This is a genomic window from Cyanobacterium sp. Dongsha4, assembly GCF_036345015.1.
Classification (GTDB): Bacteria; Cyanobacteriota; Cyanobacteriia; order Cyanobacteriales; family Cyanobacteriaceae; genus PCC-10605.
In genome coordinates, this window is sequence record NZ_CP084098.1 from 675,570 (window position 1) to 694,590 (window position 19,021).

Genomic DNA, 19,021 nt, shown 5'->3' on the forward strand with positions numbered 1-19,021 from the left:
GAAATTTTACAGTTTGAAAGTTTGCAGAAAATATTAAATAGTTATAAAGAACAAGAGATAATTAGTAGTTAGGAGTTTAGTCATAATTTTTTCATTATAAATTATCAAAATAAATTTTAAGTTGTGGCTTTTTTTCAGTTTTTATTGGTTGAAAAATCAAAAGAAAATTACATTATTTTAATAGAAATATAACATTGAAATATTAGTTAAAAAATTGAATAAAATTAAAATAAATTTTACTGGTTAATTTAAAAGTGAACTAGCTTAGTCAACACATAATAAGTCAATTATCCATTAATTTTTTTCTCCATTCTTCATCTATTTTATCTCTCTGTTCTATTTCTTGGTCTAATAAATCTTTTTCTGTAGAGTAAGCTAAGTTTTCCCCTGTAATTACTTTTTGTTGGGCAAATTGTTGAGCATAGTTAATCTTATTTTGTAATTGGGAATTGGATTCTAATATATTTGCTCGATTTTGTCTTTGGTTATTTCTTTCTACTACTTTGTTATTGCGATTTTGTAACCAAAAATAACGGATTAAAGGAATGGTTAAATAACTGACTGCGTAAGCAACTAAAATGCCATAAATAGAGTTCACAAATAGAATAAATCCTCCCATTTCTTGGGCTAATTCGGGAGTAAGTAATGTACCTAACATTAAAGCTAATACTATATTAACTCCTCCAAGCGCGATCGCACCTATTTTTTGACCACTACTAGCAATACTAAACTGCCATAAATTTTCTTTTAAATAAGGAGCAACACTAGCTTTATTTCTTTGTTTTGCTGTTACTTGTAATTCAGGAAAATAATAAATAATTTCTCCTTTATCTGACACTTCAGGATAACCATTAAAGCGAATTAAAATGGGTAAAATATAATTTTCATCTTCCTGATTACTATTATTAATAGTATCTAAATAGGGCGCAACTTGTTCAGCTATAATTGCACCATTATTATTTTTTATTACTGAAGCAATTTCTTGCCAACGTCTTTCTTCTAAATTACGATTAGGATTACCATCACCAAATAGAAAAGAATAAATTGACTCTAAAAAATTAAGCTCATTTTCTGTTTTATTATTACGTTGTCTTTGATAGCGTCTTTCTTCATAATTAGGGGAAAACATCCAGAAAAAATCTGGGGAAATCCAAAATTGAGGTAGAAAAAAGAAACCTCCCCCTCTCCGTGAATCTCCTCCATTGTTATCCCCGTCTTTGCTACTACTTATGGCAACAACAATCACAATAATAGCTAGTAACATAATAATAATAGAAGAAATCAGGATAATTCCGAAGGATATTTTAATTAAATAAAAAACTATATCCCATGCTTTTTGTAACCATTTTCGCCATCTTAATTGCCAGTATTTATTGCGAAGAATTGAGCGAAAATTAGAAGCAAATAAATAGACAATATCTCCTGTTTCTGCTACTTGTAAATGTCCATTAGTATCGTTGGCTAATTGCAATAATTCTTGTTGAACAATTTTAACATCTAAGCCAGATTGAGTTGCGACATCACCCACAGTCACTCGGTAGTTAAGTTTTTCAACCGATTGCATAATCGCAGAATTAGGACTTGCCATTGTTATTCCCCTCTATTCTCCTCTAAGATATTTTTGATGATGGAAAACATTTTCTTTTTTTACTATAGCAATTTAGAAATTGTAAATCTTGTCAAGACAATTATTATCCTTGATAATAGAATAGATAGAGTCATGATAGAGGAAAAAATGTGCTGTTATCCAAAGGATTTGAAGTTGAAGTTTATACTGGTACTCCTAAAGGTGAAATAATCGGACTTTCTAGCCAAATTGTTCAAGATTTAAAGGGTTTTGTGCGTGAGCCTGATAGTCGTAATGTAGAATATACTACCGCTCCTTTGTGTAATTACGATCGCCTCTTATGTGCTTTGTTACGCCCTCGTAAAGATTTACGTCAATATCTCAAATCTTTAGGGAATTATACCATTGTACCCGGTAGCACTTTATCTTTAGGTGATAGTAGCCGTTTTTACCGCTCTGATCCTCAAAATCATTATCATGACTATATTGAAAATACTTACCATACCAATATTGTCACCGCTAGTATTCACATTAATATCGGTATTGAAGACACAGAAAAATTAATTCAAGCATATCGTCTAATTCGTATGGAAGCACCTTTGTTGTTAGCATTGAGTGCATCCTCTCCCTTTTTAGATAATCAAGTAACGGGGTATCATTCTACCCGTTGGCATTTATTCCCTCATACCCCCATAGATGTGCCTTTATTTCGTAATCATAGTCATTTTGTTGAGTGGGTTGAAAAACAGTTGGTTTTGGGAACGATGCAAAACGTAAGGCACTTGTGGTGTTCTGTGCGTCCCAATGGAGATAATCGCCCTTATAGTCTGAATCGGTTAGAGTTGAGAATTTGTGATTTAGTGTTAAATCCTATTCATTTATTAGCCATTACGGCAATTTTAGAGGCGAGAATTTTTCAGATTTTAGCAGATAGTACTTTAGATCCTCTACAACAGAGTACCATTAGTCAAGGAGATTTGGAGACAGAATTATTAAAAATAGTCCGTCACAATGAACAGGCGGTGAGTAAAAACAGTTTAGATGCGACTTTGTATCATTGGCAAGATGGTAGGGAAATAGTTGCCCGTGATTGGTTAGAAAGTTTAGTTGCCCAGTTATATCCTACTGCTAAGGATTTAGGTTTTGCTTGTTTTTTAACTCCCGTTAATCGTCTAATTCGAGAAGGTAATCAGGCTCAACAATGGCTAAAAAAATATGAACAAGGTATTTCTATTTCTACAATTATAGAAGATGCGATCGCATCTGTGTATCAAGAGGAAAAGGAATTAGAAGACAAACTTTGTGAGCCTATTTTGGTGGCATAAATCATATGAATTATGACTCTTCTACAATGGTTATGATAGATTAAGGGCAAGAGGCAAAAATGTCAAATAGCAGTCAAAAAAGTCTATAATTGTTTTTATAATTTTTCTAAAAAATTAGGATATTTATCTATTGGTAAAGTGTCTGTTTTTATTCCTAGTCAAATAGTAGCGTTAGATTATCAAAATAAGTCTTTATATTGTGAAGTAATAGATGCAATCGCATCTCGTGATTTATGTTGGGTTCGCCCAATTATTTTGGTGGATAAAATTACAGAAAAAACTGATTATTTAACAGATAAAAATGATATTTACGATCTACGGTTTACCTCAGATTTATTATGGAATATAAAAGATTTTAGAATGGTTTTAGATACGGAATATATTGAATTTTTAGTTAATTTAAGTGATTTTGAATTTGATGATGAGAAGTTAATATTAGCGAGAGAAAAACTAAGATTATTTATAAAAGAAATTTGCTGATGTATTGTTGGATTTTATTAAAAACTTAAACGCAATTCTTAATTTATATATATTATTCGAGAAAAATCAAGGGTCTTTTTGAAAATTTAAACAGTAATTTAACTGCTCTAATAAAAGACTATTAGCTTCTTGATTGAAATAACTTTGAGATAAAGTATTGTTTGTTAAAAAGCCATTAGTAACATCAACCCATTGAGAATCAAAACTAGGTAATGATAAACCATAATAATCACAATTTAGGATAAATTTGGGATTTATTTCATATTCATTTTGATTACTGATCTCATTAATTTTACTATTTAATAGTAAGCTATTTCCAAAAAAAACATCAATTTTATTATTTTCCAAATCAGTTAATACATTTTCAAAACTGCGGTAGTAAACCTTTGATGCTTGAGGATAGTTTTCATCCAAAAACGTTTCATTAGCTATATTATATATACTGCCAATATGTAAACTATTTAACTTGCTAAGATTAAAATTTTGAGCATCCTTCTGGGGTAATAAAAATTGATTTCCTGTTACCATAAAAGGAATAGAAAATACTATTTTATCTATATTATTAGAAATTATTTGACCACATTCAAGATGAACTTGATTCGTAGTAATTAAATTAAAGAGATTCTCTGAATCAGAAGGAATAAACACCAATTTTATTTCAAAGTCAAAATCAAAATTTGATTCTAAATAATCAGCTAAATTATGTCCTAAAAAAGAACAAAAACCACTCCATTCACCATCTTGATTTATATATCCCAAAGGCTCATTATTTTGAGGATAAGCAATTTTTAAAACTCCTGTTTTTTTTATCTCTTCAAGAATTGATAAATTTTGATTTTCCCAACTAGGAGTAATGGCTAAAGGTGTTTCTATGGCAAAAGGTAAATCTCCTCCATAAGCATCTTTCAAATTATTGACACTTAATTGATTAATTTGTTTTACCTGTAAAGAATTATTTTCTCTAAATTTGCCATAATCTGAACTTAAATAAACTAAATAATCCTGATTATTTTTTAAATAAACTTCTAAAAAAGCAATAACGATACCTCGAAAATATTCACTGCTTATATCTCTATTTTTTCCTAATAAAAACTCTGGTAAACTATCTAAAGTAAATTCGGGAGAGGGCTGTGTTGAACTAAAATGAGTACCGGGTTGGAAAAAAATTAAATATTTAGGTATATTTTTTAACCATAAAAAAGGGTGTATTTGCTCAATTACAAAAGGAGTAATTATATCTTGACTTCCGGCAGTAATCATCGTTGGAATTTTGATTTTACCCAACCCTTCTGAAGCAAAAATACTACTTACCAGAGGATGAGTCGCAATTACTGCTTTAACACGAGAATCAGCGACTTGATATTGGGCAGGAGGTAAATAACTCGCTTGACACTGGAGAATAAGGGCGATGTTTATAATTACTCTGTCTGAACTACATTCTGTTTGTAAACGATTTATATTCAACGGAGCACCAGCAATTTGTAGTGCGGTTGTTCCTCCTAGTGAATCTCCTATAACTCCTATCTGGGAAAGATTAGCCCTTTTTTGCCATAAACTATTATCTCCCTGAAAAGATTCTAAGTAATCAATAATATAACTTAAGTCAGCAGGACGAGCTAAATATTCCATCGGACTTAATGCGCTACTTAATGTCCCTTTTAATAATTCTTGACGATATTGTAAATCACTACCAATATGTTGAGGTATAGCAACAATAAAACCATAGGAAGCTAAATGTTGAGCAAGAGAGGTAAAATTTTCTCTGACAGAACCAAAACCATGAGATATTAAAACTAGAGGAAAAGTCTGGGTAGCGTCATCAGGTAAATAAAAATCCACAGGGAAATTATATTGAGAAACAAAGCCTTCTTTTGTCATTCTTACTTGATTTCTTTCAAGAATAACAGTTTTTTTAATGACATTATATTGACCTTTTTTTGCTAAATCAGGTAAATTCTCCAGTTGAGACATGGAGGCATTGTGACTATTTTTTTCTGCCACATTATCAATGGCTTTAGTTACCGCATCACCGTAACTTTGATAAGCAAATATTTCATCTTTTAATTGTGCTAATAACTCTAAATTAACGTAAACTTCCTGAGTGGGAAAGGTCTTTAAAACATCAATTAAATTCCAAGATTCTTGATTTCCTGCTGTAGTTAAAATTGCACCTCTTATGGCGTAAAAACCGTTTCTTTGGCTATGAGAAGAAATTACTTTTCCTAATTGTTTGATTAAGTCTTGGGCTAAGGAGGTACGACTTATTCTATATAAACTTGCTTGAGGAAATTGAAAAGACTTATTTAAAAATAGTCTAACCTCAAAGAGAGTTTTTTGATCTAATTGAGAAGCATAAGGCTCTAAATCTTCGTTTAATTCTCCTGTTTTAGCAAAAGTTTCTAAGGATTCTACAGCTACAGAAAAAGATAGTGAACCATAAACAAAATTAATTTTTTCTGCACTTTCAGCAGATTTTGAAAATAGACAAGTAAATAAACTAATTAAAATACTAATCAGGAAAACTTTTTGCTGATATTGTTTAATTTTTGTAAATAATTTCATGGCTATTAAACATAAATTTTATTGTAAAAAATATAAAAATACTTGTCATAAAATAATAAAATTGTTATAATGTAGTTAAAGCTAAATAGTCACCTTTCTCTTGACCCGTAGCGATCGAGGGAGGGGTGGCTTCTGCTTTTTATTGGCGAGTTATAACGAAATCAAATTTATTAATTAGTGAATAGGTTTCTAAAGGGCAAAGTTAAAAGGGCAAGGGGCAAAGGTAAATAGTTGATAATTAATAACTCCTAACTCCTCTTCCCCTCTCACCACCCTCTCCTCAACATCTCAACTCAACTAAATATTCTAGTCATCAAACTAAGGTTATTTAAGATTCAAAAGTAAGAGCTTTTCCTCTGACATCGGTGCATAATTGACCGTTATCAAGGGCAATATTGCCATTAACAATGGTGTAAACAGGCCATCCTGTTAATTCCCATCCTTCAAATGGACTCCAACCACATTTAGTTGATAAATTTTCTTTTAAAACAGGGCGATAATTATTTAAGTCAACTAAGATTAAATCTGCATCATAGCCAATTTTTATTTCTCCTTTATTGGGAATTTTGTATAATTTCGCGGGGTTAGTACACATCCACTTCACTACTTGCTCAACACTACATCTCCCTTTTTTTGCTTCTGTTAACATTAAGACTAAAGAGGTTTCTACTCCGGGCATTCCTGATGGGCTATGGGGATAGGGTTTTGCTTTTTCTTCCAAGGTATGGGGGGCGTGATCTGTTGCGATACAATCAATTACACCATCTAGTAATGCTTTCCATAATATTTCATTATTTTGAGGCGATCGCAGTGGGGGGTTCATTTGTGCTAAAGTCCCTATTTTTTCATAGGCTTCGGTATTTAGTAAGAGATGTTGGGGGGTAACTTCGGTACTAATCCAAGGAGTTTTATGGGTGCGTAAATATTCTGCCTCAATGCCCGTGCTTAAATGAAGAATGTGTAATCTTCTTTGATATTTATTCGCCAGTTTTACTGCCAATTTTGTGGCATTTAAAGCCGCTTCTTCGTCTTGTATCTGAGAATGAATGGCAGGATCGCTAATACCCGCAAATTCTTTTCTTCTCTCCATTATACGGGCTTGATCTTCCGCATGAACAGCAATGATGCGATCGCCTTTTGCAAAAATAGGTTCAATTTCTTCCTCTGTACTTACCAACAACGCACCATGTTGTGACCCCATAAATATTTTTATACCACAAGCAGGACTCGCTTCCCGTAAATCATCTAAATTGTCCGCCGTTGCCCCCATGAAAAAACCATAATTAACTAAACATTTCTCTTTGGCACGGTTGAGTTTATCATCTAAAGCCGCTTGAGTCGTGGTTAAAGGCTTTGTATTGGGCATTTCCAAAAACGACGTTACCCCCCCCTTAGCACAAGCACAACTAGCCGTAAATAGGTCTTCTTTATGCTCTAAACCGGGTTCACGGAAATGGACTTGAGGATCAATTACTCCTGGTAATAAAGTTAGTCCTTTTCCATCAATAATTCTGGCAGATTCACTATGTAGAGCAGTACCGATTTCTGCGATTTTCCCTTGTTGAACTAAAACATCTCCTAAAAGAAGTTCCCCTTCAGGTAAAACTATTTCTGCTTGTTTGATTAATAAATCAGAGGTCATAATAGTGTTTATTTCTTACTAAATTAATTGAGACAACAAAAAAATATATAGAAAAAATCACTTCTTTTATTAATGCTTAATTCTATTTTTTCAAGGCAATTTTATATTATCTCTTAATTGTTATTTTAATCTAAAATATCTTTTAATACAACCACTGAGAAGCAAAATATTTTACATTCTGACCAAGATTATGTTAAGTTTTATAAAAATATAAAAGATTATAAATTAAACCCATAAATCAATATCAATTAATTTCTATGAACAATAAAAAAGTAGATAAGCCTTATAAAAAACCAGCAATAGTGTCATGGTTATGTGAATGGTACTTAGATCGTATCTTTATTAGTCGAATAATGGCAATTATTTCCGCACTAAATTTATTAGTTGTTGCTTTTGATATAACTTATATTCCCCTAAGAGATATATGGTTAAATGGCAAAATTACTCTAGGAAAATTTAAAATAGGTCCTTATGAATATGAAGGTTTACCTTTAACTGTTTTACCTCAGAAATGGAGTCAAAAAATTACTCAATATGATGTGATAAAAGGTATTGAACCCAATAGAGATACTCAAACATATTTAAAGGAAGTTAGTTTATTAGAAGATAGTATTAATCAATATGGTTTAAATAGTTCTGAAACAGAAGAAATTTTGGCAAAATTGAGAGAATATAGTCAAGATATGATTGAGCAAAACCCCTTTGCTGTCGCTAATAAAAGTGGAACGTTAGAAGTTATAAAAAACCAGATGCGAGATCATATGAATAAATATATTGATAATCCTGAAGACTCTGCAAAACTTGCGTTTGATTCCTTCTGGAGTACTCAACATTTAGAGAAACAATTTCCCAAAGAATTAAATTTTTTTAATGAAGAAATAAAACCATTAATTAAAACTAATTATTATCGTCCTATAGGGGAAAATGGAGAATTTATTGATTATTTTGGCTTAATTGATTTTCCTTTTATAGTTATTATTTTTACTGACTTTATTATTCGTTGTTTAGGAATTAGTTTTCGTTATCATGGAGTGAATTTTAAAGATGCTATTTTTTGGCGTTGGTATGACTTAATTTTCTTTTTACCAAAGTATAGATGGTTAAGAATTATTCCGGTTACCATTCGTTTAGATGAAGCAAAATTACTGGATTCTAAAAGGATAAAAAAACAAGCAAGTCAAGGTTTTGTTGCGGGAATTGCGGGGGATATAACAGAAGTTGTTATTTTGAGAATTGTTAATCAAATACAGAGTGATATAAAAAAAGGACAAATAGAAAAAATGTTAATTCCCCAAGGAAAAGTTAGGGAATATGTGGATTTGAATGATATTAATGAGATTGCTGAAATTACTAAATTGGTTATTGATTTAGTGGTGAAAGAATTATTACCTGAAATCAGAAATGAAGTAGAAATTTTATTAGCTTACACTATCGAAAAAACAATTATTGATTCGCCTATTTATCCAAATATAAAAAATTTGCCTAATTTTAACAAGGTGTCTCAAAATCTCAGTCAACGTTTAGCTAATAGAATTTATCATGTTTTCTTAGAGACTATTAATAGTTTCATCAAAGAAGATCCCATTTTCGATAAATATTTAGAAAAAATAATTGCTAAATTTGGCAATACTCTAACGGATCGACCTAATGCTAAATATGATATTAATAAAATTGAACAGTTATTAGTGGCTTTATTAGAAGAAATAAAAGTTAACTATATTCAAAATCTTTCCGATCAAGACATAGAGGCTTTACTAGATGAAACTAGAGCGTTGAGATCGTTTAACAATTAAAATATTTGATTATTTTTTAATAGTGGATAAGAAATTGTAAAGACAAAATAGCCAAGAAATAATGTAATGCCTTAATAAAATTCATGTAAAGATATTTGAAGAGAATAATTGTGAAATTTGGGATAAACTTAGTGGAATAATAAATATTCTTAATTTTAAAGATGCGATCGCTCCTTATTTTTGAGCAATTCATAATTCAAAAAGGAAATTTAGCAACTAACTATGTCTCTTTCAACCCCGTTTATTAAACGCCCTGTTTTAACAACGGTTTGTTCTGTAATTATTATCTTAGTGGGTACTATCTGTATGGCATTGCTACCCCTAGATAAGTTACCACAAATTGCCCCAAAACAAATTAGCGTAAGTGCAAACTATGTAGGTGCGGACGCAAAAACTGCCGTAGATAACGTAACCACTGTACTAGAAAGAGAAATTAACGGTACTGAAAATGTCCGTTGGATTAACTCTAATACAGGAAATACAGGACAAGCAACCATTAACGTTAGTTTCCCTGTGGAAATGGATACTAATATTGCTCAAGTATTAGTACAAAATAGGGTTGCCCAAGCCCAATCCAGTCTTCCCGCAGTAGTTAATCAAAACGGTATTACCACAGAAAAACAATCTCCCAGTGTTACCCTTGCCTATAGTTTTTATTCAGAAAAAGACTCCCAAGGTAATTATCTGTATGATCCAGTATTTTTATTTAACTACATGGATCGTTATATTTGGAATGAAATAAGACGTATTCCGGGGGTAGGAAGTTTAAATGCGTTAGGTTCTTCCACCTATTCTATGCGATTTTGGCTTGATCCTGACAAATTAGCCGCCCGTAACTTAACAGCAATGGACGTGGTTTCTGCCATTCAAGAACAGAATTTTGACATCGGTACTGGCGGTATCGGCACCCGTCCAAATAATAGCATACAAATGTTTGAAATTCCCCTCAAAGTACAGGGACGTTTTATCACTCCAGAAGAAGCCGCCAACATAGTAGTACAAGTGGGAAATGATGGTACTTTAATTAGAGTTAAAGACATTGGTAGAACAGAATTAGGAGCTCAAAACTATCTCACTTTAGCTACTCTTGACGGAGATACTCCCACCATTGCATTAATTGTTTATCAGTTACCAGGCACAAATGCGGTGGATACGGCCAATGCTGTTAAAGCCAAAATGGCGGAGTTAAGAGAATCCTTTCCCCCCGGATATAAAGATGTAGTGGTTTTAGACAATACTCTGTTTATTGATGCCGCTTTAAGAGACTTGTTTATTACTCTTTTACAGGCGATCGCACTTGTAGTTTTAATCATTTTCATATTTTTACAAGATTGGCGTACCACGATTATTCCCTCCGTTGCTATTCCCGTAGCCTTGATTGGAGCAATGATTGCCTTACAAGGAATGGGCTTTACTCTTAATCAGTTAACACTTTTCGCCTGTGTATTAGCAACAGGATTAGTAGTAGATGACGGAATTGTGGTAGTAGAAGCGGTATCGAATAAATTAGCTCAGGGGATGCGCCCCCTCCAAGCCTCTCTTGATGCGATGGAAGAATTATCAGGAGCAGTAATTGCCACGTCTGTGGTGTTATTAGCCGTATTTATCCCCGTTTCCTTCTTTCCCGGCACTACAGGTATCGTTTACAAGCAATTTGCCCTAACTATTGCCTTTGCGATCGCATTTTCTACCTTCAACGCTCTGTCTTTTTCTCCCACCATGTCGGCGGTAATCCTCAAACCACCTTATAAAACTAAAAAACCCCTCGGATTACTTTTTGATGCTTTTAACATTGGTTTTGAAGCCACTAAAAGCGCTTATGCCAAACTTATCGAGTTTTTAACAAAAATCAAAACCCTGATTATGATTATCTTTATCAGTGGTTTAGTGTTAACAGGATGGATGTATCAAACTCTACCTCAAGGGTTTATCCCCGAAGAAGATCAAGGCTACTGTTTTGTCATTATTTCAACCCCCCCCGGTTCATCTCTCAATCAAACATCTAAAGTTACTCAACAAGTAATGGACGAGGTAATAACCTTCAAAGAAGTAGAACACGCAATGGGACTAACAGGCTTTTCCTTTGATGGTTTAACCAGTAACTCTGCTATTTTCTTTGTCAAACTTCATCCTTGGGATGAGCGTCAAGGAGCAGAAAGTTCTGTTTTCGGAGTTGTTAGACGTTTAAATGGAATATTAAGACAAAAAATTACTGATGGTCAGGCTTTTGCCGTCAATGCCCCCCCTGTGGACGGTCTAAGTAACTTTAGCGGTTTAGAACTTTATGTTCAAGACAGAGGCTTAAGAGGAATGGATGCTTTAATTGATAATACCCAAAAAGTTATCGCAGAAGCCAACAAGCAACCAGAAATTGGTATGGCATTTACTACCTTTACCTTCGATAGTCCCATTTTTGAAGCAGAAATTGACAGAGAAAAAGCCAAGGCTCAAGGGGTCAGAATTGACGATATAATGCGTACTTTGCAAATTTATTTGGGAGGAAATTACGTCAACCAATATGTCTTAGACGGGCGACTGTATCAAGTTTTTGCCCAAGCCGATGTCGATGCGAGAAAAAATCCCGATGATATTGAACGTCTTTATGTTCGCAATATTGCTGGGGATATGGTGAGACTTGACAACCTTTTAAGCATTAAACCAAACACTGCTCCTCCTCTAATTACAAACTATAATGTTTATCCTGCCATCAAAGTCAATGTGTCTCCAGCCCAAGGATATAGTTCAGGGCAAGTAATTGCAGTCATGGAGAGAGTTACAGCACAAGCCTTACAACCCGGTTTTGGTTTTGAATGGACAAACACCGCCGCCGAGGAGAAAACCGCAGGAGGTGCCGCTCCCATTGTTTTTGGTTTAGGTTTTGTGATGGTATTCCTCGTTTTAGCCGCCCAGTATGAGAGCTATATTGATCCTACAATTATTATGCTAACTGTACCTTTAGCAATCTTGGGGGCGTTAGGTGCAATTTGGCTACGAGCAACTTTTCTTCAAGGTCCACAAAGCATCTTTCCTATTCTTGATAATAATATTTATGTACAGGTGGGGTTAGTAATGTTGATTGGGATGGCAAGTAAAAACGCCATTTTGATTGTGGAATTTGCCAACCAAGCCCGTGACTTAGGAATGAATATAACTAAAGCGGCGATTTATGCGGCAGAAGAGCGTTTTCGCCCTATTTTAATGACTGCTTTAGCAACGGTTTTCGGCTTTTTACCTTTGTTAGTAGCTAGTGGTGCTGGTAGTATGAGTCGTTGGTCTTTAGGTACAGCAGTATTTGGAGGGATGATTATCTCTACGGTGTTGAGTCTGTTACTTGTACCCAATCTCTACATTGTAATCAAGAATTTTGAAAAATACGTGTTGTTGGGGGAAAAAGAGCCTCGTAATCCGTCAGGAGGAAATGAGCAAAATGGTACTGGCAAAAGTCAGGAATTAGGCAATAAAAGTCGGGAGTCAGGAGTGGGAGGAGGTGATGATTAATTAACCTCAGTTCGATTTAAGAATATCGGGTAGGTTAAGGGGGGTTGGGGTATTGGGGAAGTGGGGGCTTAGGGTTTTGGGGTGTTAGGGAGAAACAAGTAATGAGTTAGGAGTATGGTGTTAAGAGTTATAAGCTATTAATTATCAACTATTTACCTTTGCTTCTTGCCCTCTCCCTATTTAGGGGTGACAAAGGAGGGTTTTGGTTTTGCCTTTTTCTTGCCCCTTGTCTTATATTGCTAATTTTCAATTGCTTTTTCCCAAATCCTCTGCCATGAACAAAAAATCATATATCAACTACAGGTTAAGTTGTAAGTAATAAGTTTTTTAACTATTAATTCTAAAATTTTCAAATGCTAATTGACTCTTTATTTTTGTTAGAATTTCAATCTCCCGGACCTATCTTATTTGAGTTAGGCCCTATTTCCCTACGTTGGTACGGTTTTTTGATTGCCTCTGCTGTTTTAATTGGCGTTATACTCTCTCAAAAATTAGCCACATATCGTCGGGTTGATCCTGAACTTATCGCAGATTTAGTAGTCTGGTTAGTTATCGGAGCAATCCCTGCGGCGAGAATTTACTATGTTTTATTTGAATGGCAAAATTATGCTCAACATCCCCAAGATATTATTGCTATTTGGCAAGGGGGAATCGCTATTCATGGGGCAATAATTGGAGGTGCGCTCGCAGGTTTAATTTTTGCGAAGATTAATCAACAATCTTTTTGGCAATTGACGGATATTATTGCTCCTTCTTTAATTTTAGGACAGGCTATTGGACGTTGGGGAAATTTCTTTAATTCCGAGGCTTTTGGCACTCCTACCGATTTGCCATGGAAGTTATATATTCCACCCAATAATCGTCCTTTACAGTATCTTAATTTTGATTATTTTCACCCTACTTTTTTATATGAATCCATCTGGAATATATTAGTTTTTATCTTATTAATATCCCTATTTTTCTGGGGAATTAAACATAGCAATAAATTAAAAGTTGGTACTATTTCCTTTGTTTATTTAATTGCTTATAGTTGTGGTAGGGTATGGATTGAAGGTTTTCGGACTGATAGTCTTATGTTTGGTTATTTAAGGGTTGCCCAATTAGTTAGTTTAGGTGCGATCGCATTTGGTATTTTTGGATTAATTTGGTTATATGGGCTCAAAAAATCTTTACCAGATGTCTATAAACCTACTGAAATTTGAGTTCGGAGTTCGGAGTTAGGAGTTCGGAGTTAGAAGTTATTAATTATCAAAACTATTTACCTTTGCCCCTTGCCCTTTACCCCTTGCTAAAAGTTAAAGGCTATGTTGTTGAATAATAAAACTTTGGACTTTATCTCGATATACCTGTAAATGTTCGTCCACCCATTCTCGACTATCACTATTCGCATAAATATGAACGAGAGGTTCACCGCCATCAGGTAAAATTAAAACCCAATTATCAGTATGATTTTCTTTTATTTTGACTCCATCAATTAGTTCTAACTTTTCAGGGGATTCAGTTTCAATGAGATAACGCATTAATGAGCCTTTCGTTTTAGAAGGGCAACGGAGGGTAATGGATTTATGACAAACCATCGGCAGTTCACTTTTTACCTGTGTTAAAGAGCGCTCTTGAACGGTTAACATTTCTATTAATTTGGCAATGGTAAACATCGCATCAAAACCGGGGTGCAACTTCGGAAAAATAAAACCCATGTCTCCACTTCCTCCTAACACCACATTAGCAGTATTTTGACTGGTTTCCATTAAAGCACTGGGATTGACTTTTGTGCGAATAACTTTACCATCGTGGCGACGGGCAATTTGTTCCACAGCAGAGGATGTATTCATAGGCACAACAACAGTACCTCTAGGATGTGCCGTGAGAATTGTATTCACCATTAAAGCTGTTAATTCTTCCCCTCGAATTTGAATACCTGATTCATCCACTAAAATTAATAATTCACCATTAGCAGATACTTGGACTCCAAAGTTTGCTTTTAGAGCCTCTACCACATGACCTAATTGAGAAAGCAAATTTTCCCTTTCAATGTTAGAAATTGCCCTTTGACGGAGACTAGCATTCAAAACAACGGCATCACAACCAAATTTTGCCAATAGTTGGGGTAAGATTGCCCCTGAAACTGAATAAACATAATCAATGACAATTTTGGTGTCACTATTACGAATAGCCTCTAAATTGAGTTGAGTTTCAAAGGTTTTGCGGTATGTATCCACTACCTGAGCAGGATATGACATATCACCAATATCAATGGCTTGTACTCTTCTTAAGTCTTCTTTAAAATATGCCCCTTCAATTTTCTTTTCTTTGGCTTTGGAAATATTAATTCCATTAGTATCAAAAAATTCAATTAACATATAGTCATGGCGATCGGGATGCAACCTCACATGAATTCCCCCTGATACTCCTAACTTGGGAGTCATGGTTCGAGAAATGGGAATTGCCGCCGCTTCTAAATTTTGTACATCTATACCTACAGACATCAAACCTGCAATTAAAGAACGACTTACCATTCTTGATACTGTGCGTTGATCTCTGGATACAACAACACTACTGCCTGATTTTAAGGTTGAACCATAAGCCGCCCCCAATTTAACGGCAAATTCTGGGGTGATGTCAATGTTTGCGAGTCCCGTTACTCCCCTTTGTCCAAAGAGGTTACTATGGGCTATATTTCCCCAAATCAGGTTAATATTAAGCATTGCTCCAGGCTCAATTCTTTTGTTTGGCCAAACTCTGACACCGATGTTAATTTGAGATTCTTCACCAATGTTACACAGAGAACCGATTACTGCTCCTTCTAAAATTTGCGATCGCCGATCTATTCTTGTCCCTCGTGCTATAATACAAGCTGATAAAGAAGATTCTTCTCCCACAATAACGCCATTCCAGATAATAGGTCGATGAAGTTCTGCATCGTCACCAATGGTCACATTGTCACCAATAATTGTACCAGCAAGAATTTTTGCTCTTTCACCGATACGGCAGTTGCTACCAATTAAGACAGGACTTTCCACAATGGCAGTGGGATGAATGTAAGTATTTTCCCCAATCCACACTCCTTGGTCTATTTCTCGATAGGGGAATTGTAATTCTACTTCTTTTTCTAGTGCCGAATAATGTGCCTCTCGATAGGCTTCTAAATGTCCTACATCGCACCAATAAGCATCAGCAATGTAACCATACATAGGTTCTCCCATGTCCAAAAGTTGAGGGAATAAATCTTTGGAAAAATCACATTCTTCATCTTGGGGCAAATATTTTAATACTTCAGGTTCTAATATATAAGTACCAGTATTGACGGTATCGGAAAAAATTTCACTGGTGGAGGGTTTTTCTAAAAATCTTTGAATTCTGTTTTCTTGATCAGTAATAACAACACCAAACTCAAGGGGATTTGGTACTCTGGTCAAAATTAAAGTTGCTTTTGATTTTTTGGCTCGGTGAAATGCGATCGCATCTTGTAAGTTAAAATCAGCAATACTGTCACCACTAATGACCAAAAAAGTATCATCTAGCATTTCTTCAATATTCTTCACACAACCAGCAGTACCTAAAGGTTGTTCTTCTTCAACAGCATAATTGAGATTAACACCAAAATCTCGACCATCTTGAAAATAATCTCGCATCACATCGGGGAGATAATGAAGAGTAGCAATAATTTCATGAATACCATGACGTTTGAGCAAATTGATGATGTGTTCTGCAATGGGTCTGTTTAAAACTGGAACCATCGGCTTAGGTAGGTTACAAGTCAATGGACGTAACCTTGTCCCAGAACCTCCAGCCATTAAAACAGCACGCATATAACCTCCTACTCTCTATGATGATCAATTATTAAATGTAAACTATTTTTTCGTAATATTAAATCATTATTTATCTTTCTTAATTGAAATACTGTGGTTTCTGTTACTTAAAAATAACTTCAGTTCGGTTTAAAAATATCTGATAAAGGCAGGTTTCAGGTAGCAGGTTTAATATGATAAAAATACCATCAGTCATTACCTCAATTGCGACAAAACATAGCTTTTATTTATCTAAATGATAATAATTATAAGTAGAAAGAATATAAGATCATGAAAAATGTAGCTAAAATTTCACTGTGGGAACATAAATTATTAAATAATCGGCTTATACTGAAGAATCTAAATATCAAAGAAATTTAATAAAAAGTGAATAATATGCCTAAATTTCAATTAATCAGCAATGAGCAACCAATTACTTCTCAAAGTGATTCCCAGCAATTTCTGACACAACAACCAGTTCATCATAACTTCTCTTCAGAAAAAACTTATCATTACAAGTCAGAAAAACGTTATCTAGCTTGGAAAGTAGCCACCAATTTGGGATTGAGTTTTAGATATGCTTGGCAGGGAGTAAAATATGCCTTTACCACTCAACGCAATTTTCGGATTCACACGGTAATGACTAGCGTGGCTTTAGCTTTAGGATTTTATCTTCATGCAACCACTGTCGAAATGGCTTTAATTTCCCTGACTTGTGCTATGGTAATGGTTTTGGAATTGTTGAATACTGCTTTGGAGTCTGTAGTTGATCTTACCGTCAAGCAGACTTATCATGACTTAGCAAAAATTGCCAAAGATTGTGCGGCAGGAGCTGTTTTAATTGGTTCTATGGCTTCTCTATTGGTGGCAGGTTTTATTTTGTTACCTCATGGGATAGACTTAATAATCTCAATCTTAAGCTAAAAATTATATAGAGGAGAAAACAGGTTGATTCTGGTTATCGATAATTACGATAGTTTTACTTACAATTTAGTACAGTATCTAGGTGAACTAGCTACGGATTACAAGGTAGCACAGGACATTAGGGTTGTTCGCAATGATCAAATTTCTTTAGCAGAAATTTCCGCTTTAAAGCCAGATGCGATCGTAATTTCTCCCGGTCCTGGAACTCCTGATTCTGCTGGTATTTGTTTAGAATTAGTCGAAAAATTAGGTCAAGAATATCCCATTTTAGGGGTTTGTTTGGGACATCAGACTATTGGACAGGTTTTTGGGGGAAAAGTGGTATCCGCACCAGTGTTAATGCACGGAAAAACATCAGAAATTAAACACAACAACATCGGAGTTTTTCAAGATTTACCTAACCCTTTGACCGCCACTCGTTATCATAGTTTAATTGTGGAAAAAGAGACTATTCCCCCTGTTTTAGAAATAACTGCATGGACAGAAGATGGAATTGTAATGGGAATTCGTCATCAAGAATTTAGACATATTCAAGGAGTTCAATTTCATCCTGAGAGCATCCTTACCGATTCTGGGTTAAAATTATTAGGCAATTTCCTGAAAGATTTAGATTAATGAGTATGAAACGCCGTGATTGGATTCGCTTCACAAGCTGTGGTTTGTTAACTACTTTTTTAACTCTCAAGTATTCTCCCTCTAGCTCTGCTCAAAATAATACGGGGGTTACAATTCAATGGCTAGGTCATAGTGCTTTTGTTTTCAGCAATCCTCAAGCGAAAATTTTGGTTAATCCTTTTACGCCTTTAGGTTGTACCGCAGGATACCCCAAACCAAATCCAGAAGTAGAAATTGTGATGATTAGCAGTCGCTTGTTAGATGAAGGTTCGGCGGCAGGTTTACCAAATAATCCTCAATTAATGGTTGAACCGGGGGTATATCAAGTAAAAGCGATCGAATTTCAGGGCATCAAAACTTTTCATGACAGAGAAGGAGGTAGAAGATTTGGTGATAACGTGGCATGGAAATGGACTCAGGGAGGTTTAAAAATTCTTCATTTGGGGGGAATCGCCTCTCCCATTGATATTGAACAAAGAATTCTTATGGGTTCTCCTGATGTCTTATTTGTACCTGTAGGGGGAAGTGCTAAAGCCTATAATGCCCAAGAAGCGATCGCAGCTATTAAGGCTTTAAATCCCAAAGTTGTCTTCCCCACTCAATATTTAACCGATGCGGCTGAACCGGGGAAATGCGACTTAGCAAGGGTAGATGAATTTTTAGAACTAGCCAAGCAAGAAGAGGATATGGGTATCAAAATCATTCAGGGAAACCAAACTACCATCAAACCCCAAGACTTACCGCCAAAAGGTACTTTAATTAGAGTTTTCAGCAATTAGTGAATAGATTTCTCCAAAAGGACAAGGGGCAAAGGGCAAAGGTAAATA

The 19,021-nt window shown here is 34.6% G+C and carries 12 protein-coding genes; 8 read left to right on the top strand and 4 right to left on the bottom strand.

The window, feature by feature from the left end; all coding sequences use genetic code 11:
- Positions 1-283 precede the first annotated feature (283 nt).
- Entirely contained in the window at positions 284-1,588 is a 1,305-nt protein-coding gene (locus Dongsha4_RS02965) for a hypothetical protein (RefSeq protein ID WP_330204276.1), read from the bottom strand.
- A 149-nt stretch (positions 1,589-1,737) separates the two neighbouring features.
- Here Dongsha4_RS02965 and gshA point away from each other — a divergent pair, with 149 nt between their 5' ends.
- Together gshA and Dongsha4_RS02975 are read left to right on the top strand one after the other, a co-directional pair.
- Entirely contained in the window at positions 1,738-2,892 is a 1,155-nt protein-coding gene (gene gshA / locus Dongsha4_RS02970) for a glutamate--cysteine ligase (protein ID WP_330204277.1), read from the top strand.
- 138 nt (positions 2,893-3,030) lie between these two features.
- Positions 3,031-3,372, top strand: coding sequence for a hypothetical protein (locus Dongsha4_RS02975; protein ID WP_330204278.1), 342 nt, complete (start codon positions 3,031-3,033; stop codon positions 3,370-3,372).
- A 66-nt stretch (positions 3,373-3,438) separates the two neighbouring features.
- Here Dongsha4_RS02975 and Dongsha4_RS02980 read toward each other — a convergent pair whose 3' ends face one another.
- Together Dongsha4_RS02980 and Dongsha4_RS02985 are read right to left on the bottom strand one after the other, a co-directional pair.
- Positions 3,439-5,934 carry an alpha/beta hydrolase gene (locus Dongsha4_RS02980; protein WP_330204279.1) on the bottom strand — a complete coding sequence of 832 codons (2,496 nt, stop codon included), beginning with the start codon at positions 5,932-5,934 and terminating at the stop codon, positions 3,439-3,441.
- A 328-nt stretch (positions 5,935-6,262) separates the two neighbouring features.
- Positions 6,263-7,576: a dihydroorotase gene (locus Dongsha4_RS02985; RefSeq protein WP_015220751.1), complete on the bottom strand. Its 1,314-nt coding sequence runs from the start codon at positions 7,574-7,576 to the stop codon at positions 6,263-6,265.
- Positions 7,577-7,833: 257 nt separating this feature from the next.
- Between Dongsha4_RS02985 and Dongsha4_RS02990 the strand changes: the two genes are divergently transcribed.
- The 3 genes from Dongsha4_RS02990 to lgt all read left to right on the top strand — a co-directional run bounded on the left by Dongsha4_RS02990 (position 7,834) and on the right by lgt (position 14,069).
- Entirely contained in the window at positions 7,834-9,369 is a 1,536-nt protein-coding gene (locus tag Dongsha4_RS02990; protein ID WP_330204280.1) for a hypothetical protein, read from the top strand.
- Positions 9,370-9,591: 222 nt separating this feature from the next.
- Complete coding sequence (locus tag Dongsha4_RS02995; protein ID WP_330204281.1) at positions 9,592-12,867, top strand: efflux RND transporter permease subunit; 3,276 nt, start codon at positions 9,592-9,594, stop codon at positions 12,865-12,867.
- 353 nt (positions 12,868-13,220) lie between these two features.
- On the top strand, positions 13,221-14,069 hold the full coding sequence (gene lgt, locus Dongsha4_RS03000) for a prolipoprotein diacylglyceryl transferase (protein ID WP_330204282.1): 849 nt from the start codon (positions 13,221-13,223) through the stop codon (positions 14,067-14,069).
- A 93-nt stretch (positions 14,070-14,162) separates the two neighbouring features.
- On the opposite strand, the gene Dongsha4_RS03005 is transcribed toward lgt, so the two are convergent.
- Entirely contained in the window at positions 14,163-16,676 is a 2,514-nt protein-coding gene (locus tag Dongsha4_RS03005) for a mannose-1-phosphate guanyltransferase (RefSeq protein ID WP_330204283.1), read from the bottom strand.
- 375 nt (positions 16,677-17,051) lie between these two features.
- Between Dongsha4_RS03005 and Dongsha4_RS03010 the strand changes: the two genes are divergently transcribed.
- The 3 genes from Dongsha4_RS03010 to Dongsha4_RS03020 are packed head-to-tail and all read left to right on the top strand — an operon-like array spanning position 17,052 to position 18,973.
- Positions 17,052-17,579 carry a diacylglycerol kinase family protein gene (locus tag Dongsha4_RS03010; RefSeq protein ID WP_330204284.1) on the top strand — a complete coding sequence of 176 codons (528 nt, stop codon included), beginning with the start codon at positions 17,052-17,054 and terminating at the stop codon, positions 17,577-17,579.
- 24 nt (positions 17,580-17,603) lie between these two features.
- Complete coding sequence (locus tag Dongsha4_RS03015) at positions 17,604-18,194, top strand: aminodeoxychorismate/anthranilate synthase component II (RefSeq protein WP_330204285.1); 591 nt, start codon at positions 17,604-17,606, stop codon at positions 18,192-18,194.
- Positions 18,195-18,199: 5 nt separating this feature from the next.
- The gene (locus tag Dongsha4_RS03020) at positions 18,200-18,973 is read left to right on the top strand and encodes an MBL fold metallo-hydrolase (RefSeq protein WP_330204286.1); all 774 of its coding nucleotides are present in this window, start codon (positions 18,200-18,202) and stop codon (positions 18,971-18,973) included.
- Positions 18,974-19,021 lie beyond the last annotated feature (48 nt).

What these genes read in the sequence shown, in the direction of transcription:
- Dongsha4_RS02965 (WP_330204276.1), bottom strand. Translation starts at nt 1,588, where the DNA reads ATGGCAAGTCCTAATTCTGCGATTATGCAATCGGTTGAAAAACTTAAC.
- Dongsha4_RS03020 (WP_330204286.1), top strand. Translation starts at nt 18,200, where the DNA reads ATGAAACGCCGTGATTGGATTCGCTTCACAAGCTGTGGTTTGTTAACT.
- Dongsha4_RS02995 (WP_330204281.1), top strand. Translation starts at nt 9,592, where the DNA reads ATGTCTCTTTCAACCCCGTTTATTAAACGCCCTGTTTTAACAACGGTT.
- lgt (WP_330204282.1), top strand. Translation starts at nt 13,221, where the DNA reads ATGCTAATTGACTCTTTATTTTTGTTAGAATTTCAATCTCCCGGACCT.
- Dongsha4_RS02985 (WP_015220751.1), bottom strand. Translation starts at nt 7,576, where the DNA reads ATGACCTCTGATTTATTAATCAAACAAGCAGAAATAGTTTTACCTGAA.
- Dongsha4_RS02990 (WP_330204280.1), top strand. Translation starts at nt 7,834, where the DNA reads ATGAACAATAAAAAAGTAGATAAGCCTTATAAAAAACCAGCAATAGTG.
- Dongsha4_RS03010 (WP_330204284.1), top strand. Translation starts at nt 17,052, where the DNA reads ATGCCTAAATTTCAATTAATCAGCAATGAGCAACCAATTACTTCTCAA.
- Dongsha4_RS02980 (WP_330204279.1), bottom strand. Translation starts at nt 5,934, where the DNA reads ATGAAATTATTTACAAAAATTAAACAATATCAGCAAAAAGTTTTCCTG.
- Dongsha4_RS03005 (WP_330204283.1), bottom strand. Translation starts at nt 16,676, where the DNA reads ATGCGTGCTGTTTTAATGGCTGGAGGTTCTGGGACAAGGTTACGTCCA.